Origin of the sequence: Methylocaldum sp. 14B, assembly GCF_002005105.1 — a bacterium.
In the GTDB taxonomy this organism is placed as follows: Bacteria; Pseudomonadota; Gammaproteobacteria; order Methylococcales; family Methylococcaceae; genus Methylocaldum.
The window spans coordinates 1-19,892 of record NZ_MSCV01000052.1 but is presented as its reverse complement, the minus strand read 5'-3'; the positions used below and the strand labels follow the sequence as shown (position 1 = coordinate 19,892).

General features: G+C 61.5%; 22 protein-coding genes and 1 tRNA gene. 11 read left to right on the top strand and 12 right to left on the bottom strand.

The features are described 5' to 3' along the window. Window positions 1–69 precede the first annotated feature (69 nt). The 10 genes from B2A78_RS24800 to B2A78_RS24760 form a co-directional block, all read right to left on the bottom strand. Window positions 70–864 carry a PEP-CTERM sorting domain-containing protein gene (locus B2A78_RS24800; RefSeq protein ID WP_077732731.1) on the bottom strand — a complete coding sequence of 265 codons (795 nt, stop codon included), beginning with the start codon at window positions 862–864 and terminating at the stop codon, window positions 70–72. Between the two features lie 164 nt (window positions 865–1,028). Further along, window positions 1,029–1,532, bottom strand: coding sequence for a hypothetical protein (locus B2A78_RS24795; protein WP_077732730.1), 504 nt, complete (start codon window positions 1,530–1,532; stop codon window positions 1,029–1,031). Between the two features lie 383 nt (window positions 1,533–1,915). Beyond that, window positions 1,916–2,173, bottom strand: coding sequence for a diguanylate cyclase (locus tag B2A78_RS26805; protein ID WP_240502677.1), 258 nt, complete (start codon window positions 2,171–2,173; stop codon window positions 1,916–1,918). A gap of 178 nt (window positions 2,174–2,351) precedes the next feature. Continuing rightward, window positions 2,352–2,618 carry a hypothetical protein gene (locus B2A78_RS26800; RefSeq protein WP_240502676.1) on the bottom strand — a complete coding sequence of 89 codons (267 nt, stop codon included), beginning with the start codon at window positions 2,616–2,618 and terminating at the stop codon, window positions 2,352–2,354. A 63-nt stretch (window positions 2,619–2,681) separates the two neighbouring features. Beyond that, window positions 2,682–3,245, bottom strand: coding sequence for a DUF1566 domain-containing protein (locus B2A78_RS24785; RefSeq protein ID WP_077732728.1), 564 nt, complete (start codon window positions 3,243–3,245; stop codon window positions 2,682–2,684). Window positions 3,246–3,474: 229 nt separating this feature from the next. After that, window positions 3,475–6,237: an endonuclease/exonuclease/phosphatase family protein gene (locus B2A78_RS24780; protein ID WP_143735311.1), complete on the bottom strand. Its 2,763-nt coding sequence runs from the start codon at window positions 6,235–6,237 to the stop codon at window positions 3,475–3,477. A gap of 592 nt (window positions 6,238–6,829) precedes the next feature. Continuing rightward, window positions 6,830–7,480 carry a hypothetical protein gene (locus B2A78_RS24775; protein WP_077732726.1) on the bottom strand — a complete coding sequence of 217 codons (651 nt, stop codon included), beginning with the start codon at window positions 7,478–7,480 and terminating at the stop codon, window positions 6,830–6,832. A gap of 12 nt (window positions 7,481–7,492) precedes the next feature. Next, window positions 7,493–7,924 (bottom strand): hypothetical protein, encoded by a 432-nt coding sequence (locus B2A78_RS24770; RefSeq protein ID WP_077732725.1) that lies wholly within the window; start codon window positions 7,922–7,924, stop codon window positions 7,493–7,495. Beyond that, a complete protein-coding gene (locus B2A78_RS24765) occupies window positions 7,924–8,490 on the bottom strand; it encodes a hypothetical protein (RefSeq protein ID WP_077732724.1) in 567 nt (188 codons plus the stop codon). The genes B2A78_RS24770 and B2A78_RS24765 overlap by 1 nt, the downstream gene beginning before the upstream one ends. Window positions 8,491–8,768: 278 nt before the next feature. Further along, a complete protein-coding gene (locus B2A78_RS24760) occupies window positions 8,769–9,143 on the bottom strand; it encodes a VOC family protein (RefSeq protein WP_077732723.1) in 375 nt (124 codons plus the stop codon). 145 nt (window positions 9,144–9,288) lie between these two features. On the opposite strand from B2A78_RS24760, the gene glyQ reads away from it, so the two are divergent. From glyQ to B2A78_RS24740, 4 genes are read left to right on the top strand one after another with little or no spacing between them, the layout of a single operon-like run. Further along, window positions 9,289–10,221: a glycine--tRNA ligase subunit alpha gene (glyQ, locus tag B2A78_RS24755; RefSeq protein ID WP_240502675.1), complete on the top strand. Its 933-nt coding sequence runs from the start codon at window positions 9,289–9,291 to the stop codon at window positions 10,219–10,221. Beyond that, window positions 10,214–12,289: a glycine--tRNA ligase subunit beta gene (gene glyS, locus B2A78_RS24750; RefSeq protein WP_077732722.1), complete on the top strand. Its 2,076-nt coding sequence runs from the start codon at window positions 10,214–10,216 to the stop codon at window positions 12,287–12,289. The genes glyQ and glyS overlap by 8 nt, the downstream gene beginning before the upstream one ends. Window positions 12,290–12,302: 13 nt before the next feature. Further along, a complete protein-coding gene (gmhB, locus tag B2A78_RS24745; protein ID WP_077732721.1) occupies window positions 12,303–12,845 on the top strand; it encodes a D-glycero-beta-D-manno-heptose 1,7-bisphosphate 7-phosphatase in 543 nt (180 codons plus the stop codon). 7 nt (window positions 12,846–12,852) lie between these two features. Continuing rightward, entirely contained in the window at window positions 12,853–13,605 is a 753-nt protein-coding gene (locus B2A78_RS24740) for a lysophospholipid acyltransferase family protein (protein WP_240502674.1), read from the top strand. Between the two features lie 298 nt (window positions 13,606–13,903). On the opposite strand, the gene B2A78_RS24735 is transcribed toward B2A78_RS24740, so the two are convergent. Next, window positions 13,904–15,082, bottom strand: a complete 1,179-nt coding sequence (locus tag B2A78_RS24735; protein WP_077732719.1) for a glycoside hydrolase family 57 — start codon at window positions 15,080–15,082, stop codon at window positions 13,904–13,906. Between the two features lie 133 nt (window positions 15,083–15,215). Continuing rightward, on the bottom strand, window positions 15,216–15,401 hold the full coding sequence (locus tag B2A78_RS25910) for a hypothetical protein (RefSeq protein WP_139840956.1): 186 nt from the start codon (window positions 15,399–15,401) through the stop codon (window positions 15,216–15,218). A 283-nt stretch (window positions 15,402–15,684) separates the two neighbouring features. On the opposite strand from B2A78_RS25910, the gene B2A78_RS24725 reads away from it, so the two are divergent. From B2A78_RS24725 to B2A78_RS24695, 7 genes are all read left to right on the top strand, one after another. Beyond that, a tRNA-Thr gene (locus B2A78_RS24725) sits at window positions 15,685–15,760 on the top strand. Window positions 15,761–15,856: 96 nt separating this feature from the next. After that, window positions 15,857–16,660, top strand: a complete 804-nt coding sequence (locus tag B2A78_RS24720; protein ID WP_077732717.1) for a ParA family protein — start codon at window positions 15,857–15,859, stop codon at window positions 16,658–16,660. A 5-nt stretch (window positions 16,661–16,665) separates the two neighbouring features. Then, window positions 16,666–18,234 (top strand): ParB family protein, encoded by a 1,569-nt coding sequence (locus tag B2A78_RS24715; protein ID WP_077732716.1) that lies wholly within the window; start codon window positions 16,666–16,668, stop codon window positions 18,232–18,234. Between the two features lie 29 nt (window positions 18,235–18,263). After that, window positions 18,264–18,713, top strand: a complete 450-nt coding sequence (locus B2A78_RS24710) for an STY4526/YPO1902 family pathogenicity island replication protein (RefSeq protein WP_077732715.1) — start codon at window positions 18,264–18,266, stop codon at window positions 18,711–18,713. A gap of 99 nt (window positions 18,714–18,812) precedes the next feature. After that, on the top strand, window positions 18,813–19,211 hold the full coding sequence (locus tag B2A78_RS24705; protein WP_077732813.1) for a transposase: 399 nt from the start codon (window positions 18,813–18,815) through the stop codon (window positions 19,209–19,211). Further along, a complete protein-coding gene (gene tnpB / locus B2A78_RS24700; RefSeq protein WP_077732713.1) occupies window positions 19,208–19,552 on the top strand; it encodes an IS66 family insertion sequence element accessory protein TnpB in 345 nt (114 codons plus the stop codon). The genes B2A78_RS24705 and tnpB overlap by 4 nt, the downstream gene beginning before the upstream one ends. 23 nt (window positions 19,553–19,575) lie before the next feature. Continuing rightward, the coding region (locus B2A78_RS24695) for a transposase (RefSeq protein WP_205780899.1) at window positions 19,576–19,892 on the top strand (317 nt) is incomplete at its 3' end.

The window sequence follows — 19,892 nt, the reverse complement described above, 5'->3', positions numbered from 1 at the left end:
CCCTTCCGACGAAGCCCCTTGCCGATGTCGTGTGTCGGCAAAGGATTGCCGACCTACGCCTTGGCTCCGCTACACTGAATCGGAAAATGCACTAGCCGCGGCTCGGCGACGCCGGTTCAGCACCATCCCCACGGCGCCGAGCGCGACAAGCGGCAGAACGCCGGGCTCGGGAACCGTCGTCTCGATGGCTCCGCCATTGGTTCTGAAGTCGAGGAGAGAATATAAGGCCTTGTCCGTCACGAGCGAATTGCCGATGAACAAATCCAGGCGCACGACGTCCTTGAAGGCATCCGGAACGGCGCTGAAATCGGAAAAGGCGAAATCGTACGTGCCGGCGGCCGCTATCGTTCGATTGAGGAACTGGGCGAATATCGACGAGCCGATCTGCGAATACAAGGCGATGCCCAGGTTTGTGGATTGAGTCACGGCACCCACGGTGACCAGGAACGAGCTTCCGCCGTCGGCAGTAAGGTCCTCATGCAGGGCCACCCCGCCGCCATAGGTCAACTGCAGATAGCCGCTCACGCCGGGATTGGCGTCGGGTGTCGCCACCGTGTCGATATACGCGCCGTCATCGCCGGGACTGCCGGTATCGAGGGTAATGCCGACCGTACCGATCCCGCCGTTCTGCACCACCTGGGCCCAGCGCACGCCGCCGAGCACATCGGACGTGGGCAAACCAGTTTCGATGCTGATGGGATTATTGTTTTGGTCGGCGACGAGATTGAAGCCGCCCTGCTCGAAGTTGTCGATGATCAAAGCCTGCGCCGGCGCTGGAATCAGCATCGCGCCGCTTAGAAGAGCCGGGGCTGATAACCGGCGGATGAATAAGCTGACTGATTCGGTACATTTGCCGTAGTTCATGATACGAGCTCCAATGGAAATCTTTTGCCGTGGATGCGACGAATACCGGGATCCGCGTCTCGTTAAAGTATTTTTAACCGCGGTTTTAGCGGTGCGGATCGGATAGGTAGTAGGTCGGCAATCCCTTGCCGACGAAGCCGATGCCGTCCATGCCGGTTTGTTCCTCAGGGAGCGACCAGTGTGCGCTGGACCGCGGGAAGGAAGACGCCGCTCGTCTTGCCGGTCGAGCTGTCGATCAGGGTCATCGAGGCGGCTATCGCCGGGCTTGCCCCGCCTATTTCATTCGCCACATCCGGATTGCCGGTGTAAACCACGATCCGCACCTGGCGCCGGTCCAGCGTCATGCCGGGTCGGAAGTGGAAGTCCTGCTTTTTGCTCTGGCCCGGTTCCAGGAAGCCGGTTCCGTCGGTTTCGAAGAGGCGACGCGGGAGGCCGGTTTCGGGATCTTGTAAAACGGCGACGACATGGTACTGAACCGGCCTGTCCGTGACGTTCACCAGGTTCAAGCGCGCCGACTGCGCTCCGGCGAGCACGTCGACCACGGCGAAATTGAGTTCCCAGGGCCGGTCTCCCAGCTCGGACGGGCTGAAAGCGTACGTGCTGCCCGAAGCCGCGAGGTTGACCGCCAGGGCGGAAGCCATAACGAGGGTCTTGAATGTGAGTTTCATGGATGTCTCCTCCGCAAAAGTTTGTTTAACGCTTGAATGTCCATCCGCCTCTGCATCGGCGGATGGGTGCTTATTACGAAGGAAGAGTGTTTCTGACTGATTTCCGAATCTGTCTTTTTTGTTTCATTTGTAACGGACGGGCTGGGTTGTAGCTAGAGCATTTTCATATCTACTGTACAGGCACTCGCGAGTAGGTCGGGAATCCTTTCCCGACGCCACGTCCCGGCCGAGCGGCTTCGTCGGCAAAGGATTGCCGACCTACGAATGCTTGAATCCATTCACCCGAGCCGAAGGCGCCAACGACGTCCGCCAAGCTGGTTTTGCCGTACGAGCGCGATGAAAACGCTCTAGCGACTGGCGAGTTACGGCAGGTTCCGCGCCGTTCAGGACAAACGACACGGAGCGGAGCTGACAGCGGCGATGAGTGCGGTTCGGAAGGCCGCATGGGGCAAGGTCGAGCCAGCAACCCGGTTGCGCGACTGCTCGGCGACTTCCGGAGCCCCCTCCGGGTCGGTTTCCGGCAATGGAACAGCGAATTCCTCGCCGCCCCGGCGCGCCGGGACTTGGCCGGGGGCAATCTCCTGCAAGCGGCGGTCGCCCCCGGCGTGGCCGTAGTGATGCTTATAGGCCTTTCGGCGCATCACCGTCCTTCCAGCCTTTTCACCCATATCGAAAAGGGAAGGACGGAGCCGTTCCCTCCCCGTGCCTGAGCCGACGAATAGGCGACGCTGGCGCGGAGAAAGACTCGCGACATCTCGGCAGAGAAGAGGGTCTCCGGCCGCTTGTCGACGTGAGACGAGAATACTTTTGCCCGATGTTTCATGGGTGACTCGAGATTGCGGTTTGCGGGTGATGGGGAGCTTTCTCCATTGGGCCATGGTTGCGGCGGGTGGCGGGGAGAATGAGGCAATGCTCGCCTTCGGGATCGACGATCCAGGCATAGGGCCGGTCCTCCAGCGGCCGGGCGATGAATTCCGCCAGCGGAAGTCCGCAGAATTTCAACGAGACAAGGCTGGCAGAACATTCGACGGGCAGTTCCACCCGCAGTGGCACGATCTGTGATAATCGGGCCAGTACTTCCCGCACGGGGCGGATGCCGAAGGGCTGGCCCGCGAGTGAGCACGGGCTCGAACCGCCCGCGCCGACCGCTCAGTATTCCGCCAGGGGCGCGCCGCTGCGCACGCAGACGAAGCGGTAGTCGGAATACGGCGAGCCTTTGCTCGTGTCGCCGGTTTCCAGATCGACCCGCCAGACTTGGGCGTACGCCGCGCCGGTGGCATTGAGCACGGAAATCTTGTCCCAGGTCTCGGTCCAGTAGGCCACATAGCCCAGTCCGTTTTGCGGCGCCGAATTCGCGAACGGATGTCCCTGCGGCAGCTTGGTGTCGCCGTTCGCCGCCGGAACGACGTTGGGATCGATCAGGCTCATCAGTTCGTGCAGATAAGGCAACCGCCAGCCCTTGCGTCCCCCGACGCTGCTGTTGGCGCAGGAGTCGCGGGCGGAGTTCCATTCGGTCGTGGTGTTCGGCCAGGTCCTGAACCAGACCAGTTGGGTCTCCTTGTCCAGCACGGCCGCATTGTTGAACTCGGACAGCACCGCGAAGCGCTGGGATGCGGAGTTGTATTTCTTGCCCCAGTCGCGCAGATCGAGCGCCTGCGCCTGTCCGGAAACGGCCGCGGCTAGTGCGGCGACGATGAAGGTTCTTTTGTTCATGGTTCTGCCTCCCGTGTTGGTTGATAACGTGTATGACTTGCCCCCATGCCGGGGGCTCGGGAAACACTATGAGGCGGGTTTGTTTCTGAAGAATTTCCGGAAGCCGGGAGAATTATTTCAATTGTTTCGGCCGGGAACACCGCCGAGAACCAGCAAATCACGCAAATCGGAGGCTCGCTCAAAAAAGAGGGCGGCCGACGGCCGCCCCGAGGGGTTCGTGAGGGATGGATTACTCGTTCGGTACCGCCGGCAAGCCGTTCGGCATGCCCAGCTCCACGTTGAGATAGTATTCGCCTTCATCCGGGCCGTCCGGATCCCAGAATCCGGTCCGATAGGCCTTGGACGCCGAGAGACGCTTGAACTCCAGGGTTTCCACCTTGGTATTGCCGGATTTCACCTGGACGCCCCAGGGTACCGAGTGGAAGTCCAGTGAACGGCCGAAGTGATTGCCGTTCTGGTAAACCCTGAACCATTCGATCTCGTTCGGGTTCCAGGTGTCGGCGTCGCAATCGCAGGACTCCTCGCCCAGTTCCCAGCCGATGTGCGTGCGGAAATACGCCTTGTCGACCAGGCCGGTGGAACCTTGGCCCCATATCGGGAAATGGAGATTCCAGCGGGAAACGTCGGTGTGGCGGTCGGTGGTCTTGACGTTCCAGGCGACGATGTCGTCCAGGTAGAACCTACCGACCACTTCGTCGCCGCCCGAAGTGGCGCCCCAGTCGCCCTGCTGGGCGATCCCCACCTTGATGAAGCGGTAGGAGCGCACGTCCGGGGTCAGGGCCAGGCGGAGGGTTTCGTTGTTGGCGTTGTCCGAGCGCTCGATTCCCAGCTTGATTTCCGCTCCGGTGGGTACGGCCAGGCCGGGATTGTTACTGCAATCGAACACCGCCTGGAAGGGCTTGGAACTGCTGCCGGCGTTGGTCGGCACATAATTTCCCCAGTTCTGGTATACCGTATTGCCCTGCTGTACGCGGATGCGGAAGGAACTGTTGCCGGATGCCGCCGGCGGCTGAACCCCGCCCTGGAGGATGCGCAGGGTGAAGCAACTGCCCTTGCCGTCCTCGCCGGGCTGATTGTTGAACTCGAACCACTTGACCTTCTGGCCGGGGGTCCCGTTCAGGCTGGTGCCGGGCATGTCGGTCGGTTCGGACCAGGACTTGGACCAGTTCTCGCCATAGCGCGCATGGGATTTGTCCACGTCCAGGAAGCCGCCCGCGCCGATCAGGAGCGCCGTGTCCGGCGTGAGGCCGTCCATCCTGGTGATCATGATTTCGGCCGTGCCGATGGCGCCGTAACTCGCCGGCGTGATCCGCAAATAGGCCGGAACCGGGAACGAGACCTTGACGGACTTTTTCAAATCGCGCTTGCCGAAGCCCAGCCGGTACCGCTTGTTGAAGGTTTCCACCGGCATCGACAGATCGGTGGACAGGAAGGCCGTGACATCCAGCTCATACTTGCTGCCGTCCACATGGGTCAGTTTTTCGGCGGTGATGGCCAGATCGGTGTCCGCCGGCACGCGTATCCATTGCACCGCGCCCGGATTGTCGAAGGTCAGCACTCTGGTGGTGTTGAGATTGGCCGAGTTCCCCGCATCCAGCGCCTTGCGCGGGGCGCAATAGCCGGAGTCGAAGCTGACCGCCATTTCCACCGGGAAGTGGTCCGAAGCATCGGTGGCCGGATTGGGTCCTCCCAAATAGAGGTTGAAATCGCGGCGCGCGCGGGCATGCTGCATGCAGTAGCCGTTCCGGTCCCAGTCGCTTTTCCAGCGGGACAGAATGTAATCCAGCCGCTGGGGATACGGGTCCGCCGCGTCGTGGCTGTTCCAGATGGGGTGCCGGGTGAATCCGCCGTCGTTGTCGGTGGTTTTCATCTGGGCGCGATAAACGTCCTCGAAGCCGTCCAGGGCCACGAAGATGTCGCTGATCCAATCCTTGTACTCGTACTGGTTCTGCGACGGGTTGACGCCGATGAACTTCTTGCCGTCGCCCAGAACGTTGAGATCGCCCATCACCATGACGTCCTCATCCGCGGAAGCCATGGAGTCGATGAAGTTGCGCAGATGCTGCAACTGGGTGGCGCGGACCGCGGAATACTCCTCCGGCGGATTGGCCTCCGGATAATCGGCCTGGGTATGGGTCACGAAAATGTTCAAGGGACGGCCGGTCTTGGCGTTCTCCACTCGAGTCCAGAGGATGCCCTTGACCGCACCCGCATCCGCTCCCTCCGCTTCCGTGTACCAGGTATAGGCCGCCGCGCAGCCGGGAGCCTGGTTCATATTGGTTTTGTACCAAGGTTTGCTTTTCACCCACGGAAAGGGGCTCGCCGGCCCGCCCGCAAGGAATTGAAAGCTTGCAAGTTTTTCCGCGCCCTCCGAATTCAGGCAGTAATAGTCCACACTGATCCCTTGAGGGTAGGGTTGTCCGGGCAGCGCCATGAAGGCGGGTTCGAGATCGTTGCGGGGCAGCGGCGGGAACTGGGTGAACAGGCCCAGGCCGGCGTCGCCGACGGTGGTCATATGGAATCCGGGCGACCAGACGTAGTAAGGATACTGGGCCGGCGGCGCTCCATGGGGCAGGTACGAATAGGAAATATCGGTGTTGCCGATATCCGAGACCCCGGTATCGATGCCGGTCATGAGGTAAATGAACTCGTCGTACTGGCCTTTCTGGTCCGGCGATCCGGAAAACAGCTCGTTGATCGATACGATGTCGTATTTCTGCTTGTTCAGGCGCCCGACGATGTGGGGTACCCGGTGATCGTTGTCCAGACCTGCCGCGTCGGGATGGACGATGTCGGGATACATCCAGACGTTCCAGTGCAAGGCCCGGATCACTTCGGGATGGTCCGCGACCGCCGGTAGTTTGATGGCCGGCGGTTGGTCCACCGGGCTCGGCTTATTGGGACTGTCGGCAAGCACAGCTTGCCCCGAGCAGAGCACTGCGGCGACCAGCGCCCGCCAGATAGCTCGCAAGGGCGATTTGATTGGTTTCATGGTTGGTTCTCCTCTTCGATTGTCGAATTCCCCGGCGAAGGCGCCGAGGTCGGGAACCAGTTTCAATGAGCCGTGTATCTCGAATATTTCCGGCGGAGCGGAGATTTGTTTCAATTGTTTCGCCCGTCAGGGTAACCGCCGAAGCCCCGGCGAATTGGAAATCGGCGATTTCCCACAGGCTCAGTCAACGTACTCAAGGACGCCCGTCGCGAGACTAAAGCGTTTCCATTCGCACGCAAGGATTGATTGCAAACGGCCTCAGTATAGGTACGGGCTAAGTACATTCCGCAAATATTTGCGGAATCTCGACTGATTGGCTTGATTGGCGGGGTTGTCCTGCAGGTTGCCTATGCCGCAAGACTTCCCTGAACGTACTTAGAACGTTTTTTACCGCGGTTTTGCGGTGAGAATCGGGAAATTCGTAGGTCGGCAATCCTTTGCCGACAATGCCCCCGCCGACCGCGCGTGTCGGCAAAGGATTGCCGACCTACTTCTGCGCCAAACCGGAAAGTGCTCTAAAACCCGCTCCCGCATTCCGCGAATCAATCCGAGAATCGCCCTGGACTCCACGGCTCTGCTCGCGCTTCTATGCTCAAAGACGCCGCCACGGATTGATTCCGTCCGAACGGCATCGGCGCAGATAAAGGGCGATGTAGAGGAGATCGAAAACGATGAAGGCGATATAGACGTAGGCCAGGAAGAGAGAGTCGGGCGTCAGTACGTACTGGGCCGGAATCAGCGCGATGCTGCCGATCATTCGCGACAACGCGATATAGACCGACTGCCCTTTGACGCTTTGCCTGCGCACCAGCAGGTACGGAAAAGAAACCGAGATCAGCAGCTGATCCCCCCATCCGGTGTAATTGCCGTGCCAATCCTGAAATTCGAAAGTGATGGCCAGGATGCCCGCGAATGCGGTGACCAGCGCCAGACCGAACGCCGGCAGGAACCACCGTTGCGGCAACGCGGACGGAAACTCCTTTCGGCCGAATCGCAAGTACTGGTAAGCAATCACCAGATCGATTAGAAACCAGATGCCGTTGGCGTAGTTCAGCGGCGGATCATCGGGCAGAAGAAAGGCGAAGATGAATTCGTAGGAGAGATTGGTGCAAAGCGGCAGCAACGGCATGCCGTAGGCGCGGTCCTTGAACGCGCGGCGGATGATGAGCAGATAAGCGACGCCCCACAAACCCAGACAGGCGATCGAGGAAACGTTGTAGACGAGCTGTTCCGTCGGACTCATGATTTTCCTCCTTTAAGCCAAGCCGAGGAACGCCGTCATCCAGGACCCGAGCAAGGCGCAGGGCAGCCATAGCGCGAATTCGGCATCGATGGCGGCATCGCCGGGGAGACCGCCCCTCGCCATCACCCTCGCACCGTGGCGAAGAATGGCCGATACGTATCCGTGCACCAGCGCCAACCCGGTCGTCCACACCGGAATCCAACCGGCGGCCACGAAAGCGATCAGCCAAGCGAGAGCCGCGGCATTCACGATGTGGAGCAGCCGCAAGGTATTCGGAATGCCGAGCATCAGCGGCAGCGTGACCACGCCATCGAAGCGGTCGCGCTCCAGATCCTTGAAATCGCAATAGACGGTATTCAACAAGAACGACAAAAACGTGTAACCGAAAAAGAACGGGACCAGGGACGGCTGATTTCCGCCGACGAAACGGTCCGCGTAGACCATTAGCAAGCCCCAAAAAATGCCGTGTAAAACGCCTTGAACCCCGGAATGTCCTTGAGCCGCCGATAGCGGAAGAGTCCGCGGGTGAGACTGCCGAACCATGGCGTTCCGTAAAGAATCACCGCGATAGGGAACGAGACGAGCAACAGCATCGCAGCCGGACTGCTCGCTATTCCGGTAATCGTCACGGCCGCCGCGAGCGCGGCGGCACCGAGCACTGAAAAGAATCGTTTCCGACGCCCCAAGGCCAGACTGCGTTTCGAAGCTTGTTCATCATCGAAACGGTCGACATCCGCCAGATGGTCGATCAGATAGCTGGCGTAGACCAGCAGAAATACGGCTGCGGCCAACGCAGTCGAAATCCGCCCGGTCCCGGCCAGCGCAACCACCGAAACCGCGCTGGCGGCACCGGCGGGCAATACCAGTCCCAAACGCGCCATGCATTCGACTCCGTAAGACATGAGCCGGCTCAGGCGGGCCATGTTTGAACGCAGCCAATATTCCCCGGACACCCGGCCGGGTACCGAAAATACGCTGCTGAGATCGAAAATCGGGACGAACTTGTTCATGGAATTCCTCCTCGGTTTGAGCCGGCGTTTCGGCACGGCCCGGTTGATGGTCAGTTCGTCGCGGGCTGATCGGTGGCTCTCGCGTCCCGCAACGCGACGCTATTTCAGGGGAGGAACGTTTCTGAAGGATTTCCCGAAATGGGAGATTTGTTTCGTTCGTAACTCGATCGTTTCGGACTTATTTCGGGCGGAGGGCGCTGGGCGCAAACCCTTGCGCCCGACAACGACAGCCGCCCGAAGAGATCGATCTCCCTTCTTGGCGGCTCGGGATAAGAAATCTAGACCGGTAGTTCGATGAGCTCGAAGGTATTGTTGTCCGGATCCCGGCAAAACAGCGCCGGGCGGCCGGATTTACTCACGCTATAGCTCACCCCTGCTTGTTCGAGGTCGCGTTTGATCGCCGCCAGGTCCGCGACGTTCAAAGCCACGTGGCGGTCGAGTCCGCCGTGTTCCGGACGCTCTGCCGCTGCATCGGGATTCGGTACCTGAAGCAAATGGATCTGCTGCGCGCCGATCTCGTACCAAACCCCGTCGAAGGGCATACGCGGACGCTTGTCGCTGGGCGTCAATCCGAGAACGCCCTCGTAGAACCGCCGCGAGGCATCCAAATCGCTGACAATCAATGAGGCGTGATTAAAACCGATGACTTTCATAGGCCCTCTAAACTAAGTTCGCGAATTCTCAAGACGGGGTATTTTGTCGCCGACATCCCGGCCGCACAATCCGTTACCGCAATGATCGGTGCTATCGTCATTTCGGGATATAATCGACGACTTTGATCAACCATCCGAAACCGTTGTGGCCAGTCAAACCATAGCTAAACGCGACGTTTCCACTTTTCAGGGACTGATCCTGGCGCTGCAGGAGTACTGGGCGGCACAGGGCTGCGTCATCATGCAGCCTCTGGACATGGAGGTAGGGGCAGGCACTTTCCACCCCGCGACATTCCTTCGGGCCATAGGCCCGGAGCCCTGGAACACCGCCTACGTGCAACCCTCCCGCCGGCCCACCGACGGCCGCTACGGCGAGAACCCCAACCGGCTCCAGCATTATTACCAGTTTCAGGTCATTCTCAAACCGAATCCGCCCGATATCCAGGAGCTGTATCTGGGGTCCCTCCGCTTTCTCGGCTTCGACCTGCTCGAACACGACGTTCGCTTCGTCGAGGACAACTGGGAATCGCCGACCCTGGGCGCCTGGGGCCTGGGTTGGGAGGTCTGGCTGAACGGCATGGAGGTCACGCAGTTCACGTATTTCCAGCAAGTGGGGGGGCTGGACTGCCGCCCGGTCAGCGGCGAAATCACCTACGGATTGGAACGCATCGCCATGTACCTGCAAGGGGTCGAAAGCGTGTTCGATCTGGTCTGGACCCGCGGACCCAACGGACCCGTGACCTACGGCGACGTTTATCGCCAGAACGAGGTGGAAATGTCGGCCTTCAATTTCGAGCATGCCGACACCGCATTCCTGTTCGGCTGCTTCGATACTTACGAGCGCGAATGTCAAAAACTGATCGCGCAGGATTTACCCCTACCTGCCTACGAAATGGTGTTGAAAGCCTCGCACTCCTTCAATTTGCTGGACGCGCGCCGCGCCATATCGGTCACCGAGCGCCAGCGCTACATCCTCCGTGTCCGCGACTTGGCCAAGTCGGTCGCGGAAGCCTATTACCAGCGCCGCGAAAAACTCGGTTTTCCGCTGCTGAATTCGAGGAGTGTCGGCGATGAGTGAGACCCGCGATCTGCTGTTCGAACTGGGCACCGAGGAGTTGCCGCCCAAATCCCTGCTCGCGTTGAGCCAGGCGCTGAAGGCCAACGTCGAGAGCGGTCTCGCCAAAGCCGCGCTGAGCTTTCATGACGTCGTGCCCTATGCGGCGCCGCGGCGGCTTGCGCTATGGGTGAAAGGCCTGGCGACCGCCCAGCCCGACCAGACCGTCGAAAGGCGCGGCCCTGCGCTCAATGCCGCCTATCAGCCGGACGGCTCGCCCTCCAAGGCTCTGGAAGGCTTCATGAAGAGCTGCGGCGCCACGCTCGAACAGCTCACCACCATCGAAACCGATAAGGGCGCGTGGATCGGGTTCCGCCAGGAGGTAAAGGGCGGCCGAACCGAGGATTTGATCCCTGATATTCTGCGCCAGTCGCTGGCCGCCCTGCCGATCGCGAAACGCATGCGCTGGGGGGCCGGAACCGCCGAATTCGTGCGCCCGGTACACTGGATCGTGCTGCTGTTCGGCAGCGAAGTGATCGAGGCCGAAATCCTGAGCGTACCCGCGGGCCGCGTGACTTACGGCCACCGCTTCCACCATCCCGACGGCCTGGTTCTGAACGAGCCCGGCGAATACGCCGAAAAGCTGCTCGAACAAGGTTTCGTCATCGCCGACTTCGAGACCCGCAAGACCAGGATCCGCGAGTCGGCCGAAGCCACCGCGGTCACGGTCAACGGTTGCGCGCATATCGAGGCCGATCTGCTGGACGAAGTCGCATCCCTGGTCGAATGGCCGGTACCAATTCTGGGCGGGTTCGATGCCCGCTACCTGTCCCTTCCGCCGGAAGTGCTGATCACCACCATGCAGGCGAATCAGAAGTATTTTCCGGTGAAGGATAAAGAAGGCGGTCTGTTGCCCTACTTCATCACCTTCAGCAATCTGGACAGCCGCTCCCCGGACACCGTACGCGCCGGAAACGAAAGGGTCGTGCGCCCTCGCCTGTCCGACGCCGAATTCTTCTGGAACCAGGATCGCAAGCAAACCCTCGAAAGCCGGGTGCCCGACCTGGCGCAGATCACCTTCCAAAAAACCCTGGGGTCGCTGCTCGACAAGACCGAGCGGGTCAAGAGCATGGCCGTGATCATCGCCGAGCGTCTGAACACGGAAAGCGCCTGGGTCGAACGCGCGGCTCTTCTTGCCAAAGCCGATCTGCTGAGCCTGATGGTCGGCGAGTTTCCCGAGCTGCAGGGCACCATGGGCCGCTACTATGCCCTGGCGGAGGGTGAGCCGGAGGAGATCGCCGCCGCCATCGAGGAACAATATCTGCCGAAGGTGTCGGGCGGTCCCGTGCCGCGAACGGGCACCGGCCTGATGCTGGCTCTGGCCGAAAAGATCGACACCTTGACCGGCATCTTCAGCGCCGGCCTGATACCGACCGGCGACAAAGACCCCTACGCTTTGCGCCGCGCCGCCTTGGGCACCATCCGCATCCTGCTCGAAGCCGAGCTGGATCTGGATCTTCCTGAGCTCCTGGATTCAGCCCTGGCGCAATTTACTCACCCGTTCGACGCCGAAACGGTACATGCGAACGTTTACGACTTCATCCTCGAAAGACTCCGCGGATACTGCCTGGAGCGCGGCGTCCGCCACGACGAGTTCGAGGCCGTTCTGGCGGTCAAGCCCGGCCGCTTGCCCGATTTCGACCGACGTCTGAAAGCGGTGCGCGAATTCCGCCGCCTGGCCGAGGCCGAGAGCCTTTCCGCGGCCAACAAGCGGATACGCAATATCCTGCGCAAGGCGGAAGAGGAAGTCGTCGCCAATGTGGATGACCACGTGTTGACGGAAACGGAAGAGAAACATCTGTTGGAGGCCGCGCGGCAAGCCAAGGAAGACATTCTTCCGCTGCTGCACGAAAGGGACTATACGGCGGCCTTGTGCCGTCTGGCGCAGCTCCGGGAAACGGTGGACGCCTTCTTCGACAGCGTCATGGTGATGACCGACGATGCCGAACTTCGCCGCAACCGGCTGGGCCTCTTGGCGATCGTCGAAGGACTGTTCCTCAACATCGCCGACATCTCGAAGCTTCAGGGATAAGCGGTCCCGCGGCATGTCGAAATTCGTCATTCTGGACCGCGACGGCGTCGTCAACGAGGACTCCTACGCCTACATCAAGTCGCCCGACGAATGGGTGCCCATTCCCGGCAGCCTCGAAGCGATCTCGCTTCTGACCAGCGGCGGCTTTCGCGTCGTCATACTGACGAATCAATCCGGCATCGCGCGCGGATTGTTCGATCTGGCTACGCTGGAAGGTATCCATCAAAAGATGCGCGATGCGGTCGAGTCTGCCGGAGGACAGATCGAGGAGATTTTCTTCTGCCCGCACGGCCCGGAAGACGGCTGCGGCTGCCGGAAGCCCGAGCCGGGCTTGTTCCGCGCCTTTGCCGAAAAGTATCAGGTTGATCTGAAGTCCGTACCCGCGGTGGGCGATTCCTTCCGGGACGTTCAGGCCGCACAGGCGGCCGGGGCGCAACCGATCCTGGTTGAAACGGGCAAAGGCATGCGGACTTTGGCCCGCCATCCGGATCTCGACCTTCCTATTTTTCCAAATCTCTATGCAGCGGCCCAATATATCCTTTTTAACGCTGATTAGCGTTTGTTTGCGTTCGACTCTCTATTTCATCGGCCAGGTCTTGTCTACCCTCCTGCTGGGGCCGGTGCTGCTGACGGCCTATCCGCTCCGGTTCGAAACCCGCTATGCCATCGCCGGCCTATGGGTACGGTTCAACTTATGGATGTTGGAAACCGTTTGCGGCTTGAAGTATGAGGTGCGCGGGCTCGAGAACATCCCGGAGCGAAGCGGCATCATACTCTGCAAACATCAATCCGCCTGGGAAACTCTGGCTTTGCAAGCCATATTCCCGCCCCTGGTGTTCATTCTGAAGCGCGAATTGCTGCGCATCCCGGTATGGGGTTGGGCCATGGCTACCTTGGAACCGATCGCCATCAACCGGCAGGCGAAATCCGCCGCCATGAAGCAGATCCTGAGGGACGGCGAAAAACGACTGAAAGACGGGCGCTGGGTCGTTATTTTCCCCGAAGGGACCCGGGTCGCGCCGGGACAGAAAGGACGCTACGGGACTAGCGGCGGAATACTCGCTCATCGCGTCGGCTGTCCGGTAGTCCCCGTCGCCCACAATGCCGGCGAATACTGGACACGGCGGGCTTTTCTCAAATTTCCCGGTGTTATCCAGGTGCGCATCGGACCGCCGATCGATGCGACCACGCTGAGCTCCAGCGAAATCAACCACCAAGCGGAACATTGGATCGAAAGCCGAATGGCCGAAATCAGCGGCTTCGGCCCGTACGCGGGGACCTTTCCACCGAGCGGCGCGCCGACGGTATCGCAGTAGTCCCGTTTCGGCTTCCGGGCTGAATTGATAGGTCGGCAATCCCTTGCCGACGAACCCGTTGGCCCACCTGCACCGTCGGGAAGGGCGGCTTCGGCGCTCCCGAAGACGCCGTTTGCGATTGGGAAGGATTCCCGACCTACTCGCCTGAATCCGTAGGTCGGCAATCCCTTGCCGACGAATGCGGTCTGTCCGGTCTCTCCGATGGCAAACGGTCGCATTAGAGCTCTGTCGGCAAGGGATTGCCGACCTACAACTGGGCTTGGACAAAGGGAAGGCAGCCGTTCCGGGCTATCGAGTGCTAGGAAGCGCGTGCTCTGTAGCGCTGCAAACAAGCCTCGGCTTCATCCAGGTCGTTATGACAGCGGTGCACCCAGTCTTCGCCCCAATAGAAGTTGCAGCTCGTTTCGGCACGCAATAGCCGCCAGAAGGCTTCGTTCAGTTCAGCCTGCTCCTCTTCTGTCAAATCCTTGGCTACAGCGGCATTTCGGGCTTGGTGTACCGCCATGCTTACGGCCTGCAATCGCGCCAGAGAATCTTTTTGCGTTTGCGAACCGGTCCATTGCAGAAAATCCCGTCCGTGATGCCAACCGGTATTCCAGGCTCCGGTTCTTACCGTAACTTCACCGTACGCGCCGAACCGGTCCAAATAATCCTTGATAAAAGCCGGTTGAATTAAACTTTTCTTGCGGGCTTCATCCAACAATTCCCGGTAAAACGCACCCCAAAAATTCACCTCGTTGGTCGTGTTCCGGAACCAACCCCCGTTCTCGCCGTCCGTGCAGGTCGTGACCAGCGGTTCGAAATCGCAGCATTGCGTTCGCTGAGCCAGTTCTTTCGCGAACCAAACGTAGTCCATGCCCGATTCCTGAGCGTCCGAAAGCTCCCGGTCGCGTACGATGACGATGATTTCCGACCCGTTATGGCGAGCAATATGGGGCCGATACCGGAGTTCGTGCCATTGCATAGGCGTCACCGGCTCCACGTGCTCGCTGTCGACGATTACATAGCGATAGCCAAATTTCTTGAGCAGCGGAATCAGCTCCATGGAAAATCCCATCTCGGGAGGCCAAAACCCTTGGAACGAATTCCGCCAAAACAGATGGCCGGCAATGGCCTGCCAGCGTGCCAGATGTTCGTCGCGATCCGCCTCGGGGATGAGCGGCAACACCGGGTGGTAATAGCCCGTACCGAGGATGTCGATGATCCGCTCGTTCTGGAGGTGCCAAATCAGCGACCCGCAATCGACGATGCCGTAAACGCGACTCTGGAACTCCGGATTCGACAAGGTTTCGAGGAGCGTCCCGGAAAGCGACAGATGGACCCGCGCGATGTCGTCGTAATCCCATAGGAATCTCGGAATCCGATCGTAGGCATAAAGAATTTCCCGAGCCTCCCAGGGCTGCTCGGAAAGGAGATGGCCCAGATTGCCGGGCGGCTGATGCAGGTTCAATACCAGGGCGTGATGAATGGCAGACATAATCCCTCGATGTGTTCAACTCGATCACGAACTCGCGAGGCTTATTATGCCTTCTGGCGAGTCCGTTTGGGACACGCGGGCGTGGGCGAGTTTCGCTTCAGAATGGCGGGCGAGTGGGATTAAAGCGCTGCGTTCAAGGATCGGCCGATCTTTCCACTCCATCGACGAACAGCTTCTTGACGGAGCCGTTGGCGATGTATTTCACGACCGAATTCTTCCCTACGGTGCCGTAGGACACGCCGTTCCACGTCAGTCTGCCGTCCTTGACCTCCACGCGATCGCCGTTAATCGAGATGATCCCCTGTTGACCGCTAATCACGGCCTGCGCGTGGGAGCCTCCGAGCGAAACGGAGGAGACCGAACTGGACACGGTTGAACTTGAAACGTTGGCCGCGTAAGCCGCGGTGCCCTGTCCCGTCGAACACATAAGTAGGAGCGATGAAGCGAATGTCAAGAACTGTTCCTTGTTCATAATTCCTCCCGATCAAATAAAAGGTTCCTCATATCCTAACGCCGTCGCTCACGAGGCGCCAATGCGCACATGGTTACTTCGATGCCTTGTGTAAGCGCATCAAATTTTCTTATAATGGGCAGCTCTCATCGCCGGTGTAGCTCAGTCGGTAGAGCAGCACATTCGTAATGTGCGGGTCGTAGGTTCAAATCCTATCACCGGCTCCAACGCCTTTTAGGCGCTGGCGCTCTGTTTTCACTTCCTTCGGTTCATCATCGTCCCCCGGGACTCCATCCCCGGGTAACATGCCGGAGAAGGGCGCCATGGCCATCTGTATCACCAGCACCAAGGGCGGCGTCGACAAGACCACGCTGACCGCCAATCTCGGCGCCTATCTCGCCGATCTCGGCCAGACCGCCCTCCTCGTCGACGCCGATCCCCAACCCACCCTCTCCAGCTTTTTTCCGCTCCGACACCGCGCCTCGGGCGGTCTCACCCGGCTGATGGTCGAGGCGGCCACCGCGGACGTGATCAGCCAGACCACCCTCGAGCGGCTCGATCTCGTCTATTCCGACGATCCGGACGGCAAGCTCCGCGACGCCGTCGACGGGCGGGTGCGTCTCAAGCACCTCCTCGGCCGTCCCCCCTTTGCCCAGTACGATATCATCCTGATCGATACCCAAGGCGCGGTCGGTCCTCTCCAGGACGCCGCGGTCGCCGCCGCCGATATCCTCCTCTCCCCTATTCCGCCGGAAATCCTCTCGGCCCGCGAGTTCGTCCGCGGCACCGTCACCATGCTGGAACGGCTACGGCCCATGGCGTTCCTCGGCGCTCCCATCGGTCCCTTGCGCGGCATCCTCTACCGCCTGGACCGCTCGCGCGATGCCCGGCGGATTGCCGAGGAACTCCGGCGTGAAGCCTATCTGCCGAGCAAGGGAGCCATCACCATCCTCGAGACCGCCATTCCCGCCTCGGTCGTCTATCGCGAGGCCGCCACCTATCGCACCCCGGTGCACCGGTTCGACCGTCGTCGCGGGGCCACGCCCTCGGCCCTGGACACCCTCGAGGCCCTGGTCGCGGAGCTGTTTCCGCATCTGAAGACGTCGCCGACCTCATCGGGGGAGTAGACCGTATGGCCAAGCGCACACCCGATGTCCGCGCCTTGTTGCAGGAGGGGTCCTTCGGTCCCCATCGCGACGGGCACCTGCCGCCGGCCGACCCGGTCGCGCCCACGCCGATGATCCTGCCGGTCGCGGCCATCCGGCCTTACGACCGCAATCCGCGCCGTCGGCCGAATCCCAAGTACGAGGACATCTATCACTCGATCAAGGCCAAACCCGGTCTCGCCGACGATCCGCTGACCGTCACCCGGCGGCCCGGCGATGAGCACCTCATCGTCAAGGCCGGCGGCAATACCCGCCTCGACATCCACCGGACCCTGTGGCAGGACACGGGCGATCCCGTCTATCGGGACGTGTTTTGCCTGTTCGTGCCCTGGGAGTCCGAATCCGAGGTGCTTAGGGCGCACATCGTCGAGAACGAGGCCCGTGGTGAACTGAGCTTCATCGACCTCGCCCACGCCGTGATGGACCTGAAGCGCCAGATCGAGACCGAGACCGGCGAAACGCTCAACCGCAGCCAGTTCCAGCGGCGCCTGGGCAGCCTCGGCTACGTGATCTCCCGGCGCCAGCTCATCCGCTACGAGTTCGCCGCCGAAGTCTTGGAGCCCCTGATCCCGAAGGCGTTCGCGGCGGGACTGGGCGGCTGGCGCGTCGACCTGATCCGCGACCTTCACCGCGCCTATCGGCGCTACCACGAACAGCTAGCCGGGGCGCCGCCGTTCGAGGCCCTCTTCGCCGAGGCGCTCGCCCAACACGACGGCGAACTCCTCGACCTGGAGGACGTGCGCGCGGATCTCGACGCCCGCTTCAGCCGCTACGGTGGCTTGCCCGCCAACCGGGTCCACCTGGCGGTCGAGGCGCTCCTCTACGACGGCCGCCATCAAGCGGATACGGATCCGACTCCGGATCCACCGCCCTCGCCCACCGTGCCGCACGGATCGACCGATGGGGACGGGGTTTTAGAACGGGAGGAAGCTGGCCTCGCTTCGGCCGACCTCGAACCGAGCCTACCCTACCAGCCAACGACCCCGGCAGAAAAACACGAAGCGCCGTCGCCCGGTTCACCCAGGAACGATACGCCCGTGAGATCCGGACAGGATCTCGCCATCCGGCTCGCCACCGCCCGTGCCCGGTGCCGCGAGGAAGCCCGGCGTTTCGCTGCCGCGCTCGGGCTCGAGGTGCTGATCGTCGACAACGACGAGGGTTTCGGCTTCTGTATCGACCTCCCGGCCGGCCCCTTGCCTGCCGATTCCGTCCTCCGCGCCGCCTGGTGGTGCTTGTTGGGCCTGTCCGAAATCGCCGTGTCGCCCTACCGGCTTCAGCTCGCGCCGCCCGGCCTCGCGCTCCAGCCGGTCCTGCTCGAGGACCGCGCGGCCGAGCTCCACGCCCTGGTCGGCGCACCGCCCACCGTGCCGGAGCTGGCGTTCCGCTTCCTGTCCTCGGAGCGGTTGCCGGAGGCGGCCTATGGCGCCCTGATCGAGCTCGTCGGGTGTTGCCGGCGTATGCGTCGGCACTTCCCGGAGACCGACCTCTGGCATGCGCCGACCGTCGACTCGAACCCACGGATTGAGAGACCTTAGGATTTGATGACTCGAAAGGGGGGATACCGATGACTCCGCACGACGTTCAGAGGGATTTTGCGCTCCAGGTGCTGTTGCAGGCGATCCGCCTGACCCACAGCGGCAGGCGAAAAGCGGCGATCGAGCTGGGATTTCGCCCGGACCAGCTCGACCGGCTCGTGCGTCTGCCGGTGGAAAGCCTGGTGGAGCTCGCCGCCTGTGCGAAAACGAAACTCATCGCCCTCGCGGTGGACGCGGAGGCGCTCAATGCGGCGTTCATCGTTCTCGATCGGCGCCGAAAGGAGAACGCCTTGAAAGATCAGCTGATCCTCGCGGGCGCGTCCTACACCGTGATGCACGAGCTGTTCGCCTTCGACACGGTGGACTATGCCGAGGCGCGGAAGCGGCTGGGTCTGTCCGAGCACGCTGGCGGCCGACCGGCGCGGCCCGAACCCGCCTGCCAGGGCCGGATTTGGGCGTTGTGGCAGCGTGAAACGTAAGCGTCCGCCGAGGACCGTCTCGACGGGTTGAAAGGCTCAGGCGACACTGGTGCGAGCGGACGCATGGGGTGTCCGCGCACTCTTGAGGTGGACGCACTGATGACTCACGATGCTGACTTCACAACGGGCGTGGTGGCGATGGATACCTTGGGCCGGCGGCGGTTTGCGCCTGAGTTCAAGCGCGAACTGGTGGAGCGGACCCTACAGCCGGGCGCCTCGGTCGCGGGGATTGCGCTGGCGCATCGGATCAACGCCAATCAACTGTTCAAATGGCGCCGACACTACCTTAAGGACCGGAACGCCCCGGCCGGTCCGCCGGGGCCGACCTTATTACCGGTGGCGATGACGCCCGCATTGGCCGCGCCAGCGCGTGAAGCTACGGTATCCGCTCCACCGGGCACCATCACCATCGAACTCGGGGGTACGCGGGTTCAGGTGAAAGGTTCCGTCGATGCGGCGACCTTGCGCACCGTCCTCGCGAGTCTCAAGGGCCCATGATCGCGCCTCCGTCCGGCACCCGCATCTGGATCGCTGCCGGGGTGACCGATCTGCGCCGCGGCTTCGATGGCTTGGCCGCCCTGGTCCAGACCCAGCTCCAAGCCGAGCCCTTCTCCGGACACATTTTTGCCTTTCGCGGGCGACGCGGCGACCGGATCAAACTACTCTGGTGGGACGGCGATGGGCTCTGCCTGTTCGCCAAGCGGCTGGAGCGGGGCCGCTTCGTCTGGCCGCAGGCGACGGGCGGCACGGTATCCCTCACCCCCGCCCAGTTGTCGATGCTGCTGGAAGGCATCGACTGGCGCCGCCCGATCCGCACCGCGCCTTCTCACGCCGCCTGACGGAGGGCGGGTATAATCGGGGCATGACCAACCCCGACGTGCTTCCCGATGAGATTCCCGCCCTCAAGACGCTGATTGAAGCCCAGCGCGTCGAAATCGCCCACCTGAAACTCCTCGTCGCCAAGCTCCGCCGCCAACAGTTCGGGCGCCGCTCCGAAAAAATGGCCGGGCTCCTCGATCAATTGGAACTTCAGCTGGAGGAGCTCGAAACGGGCGATGCGGAACTCGCGGCGATCGTCGAACCGCGCGCAGCCGAGCGCCGGGTAAGAACGCCCCGGTCACTGCCCGATCATCTGCCCCGCGAAACTCAGGTCCATGCCCCCGGCTTGGCCGAGTGCCC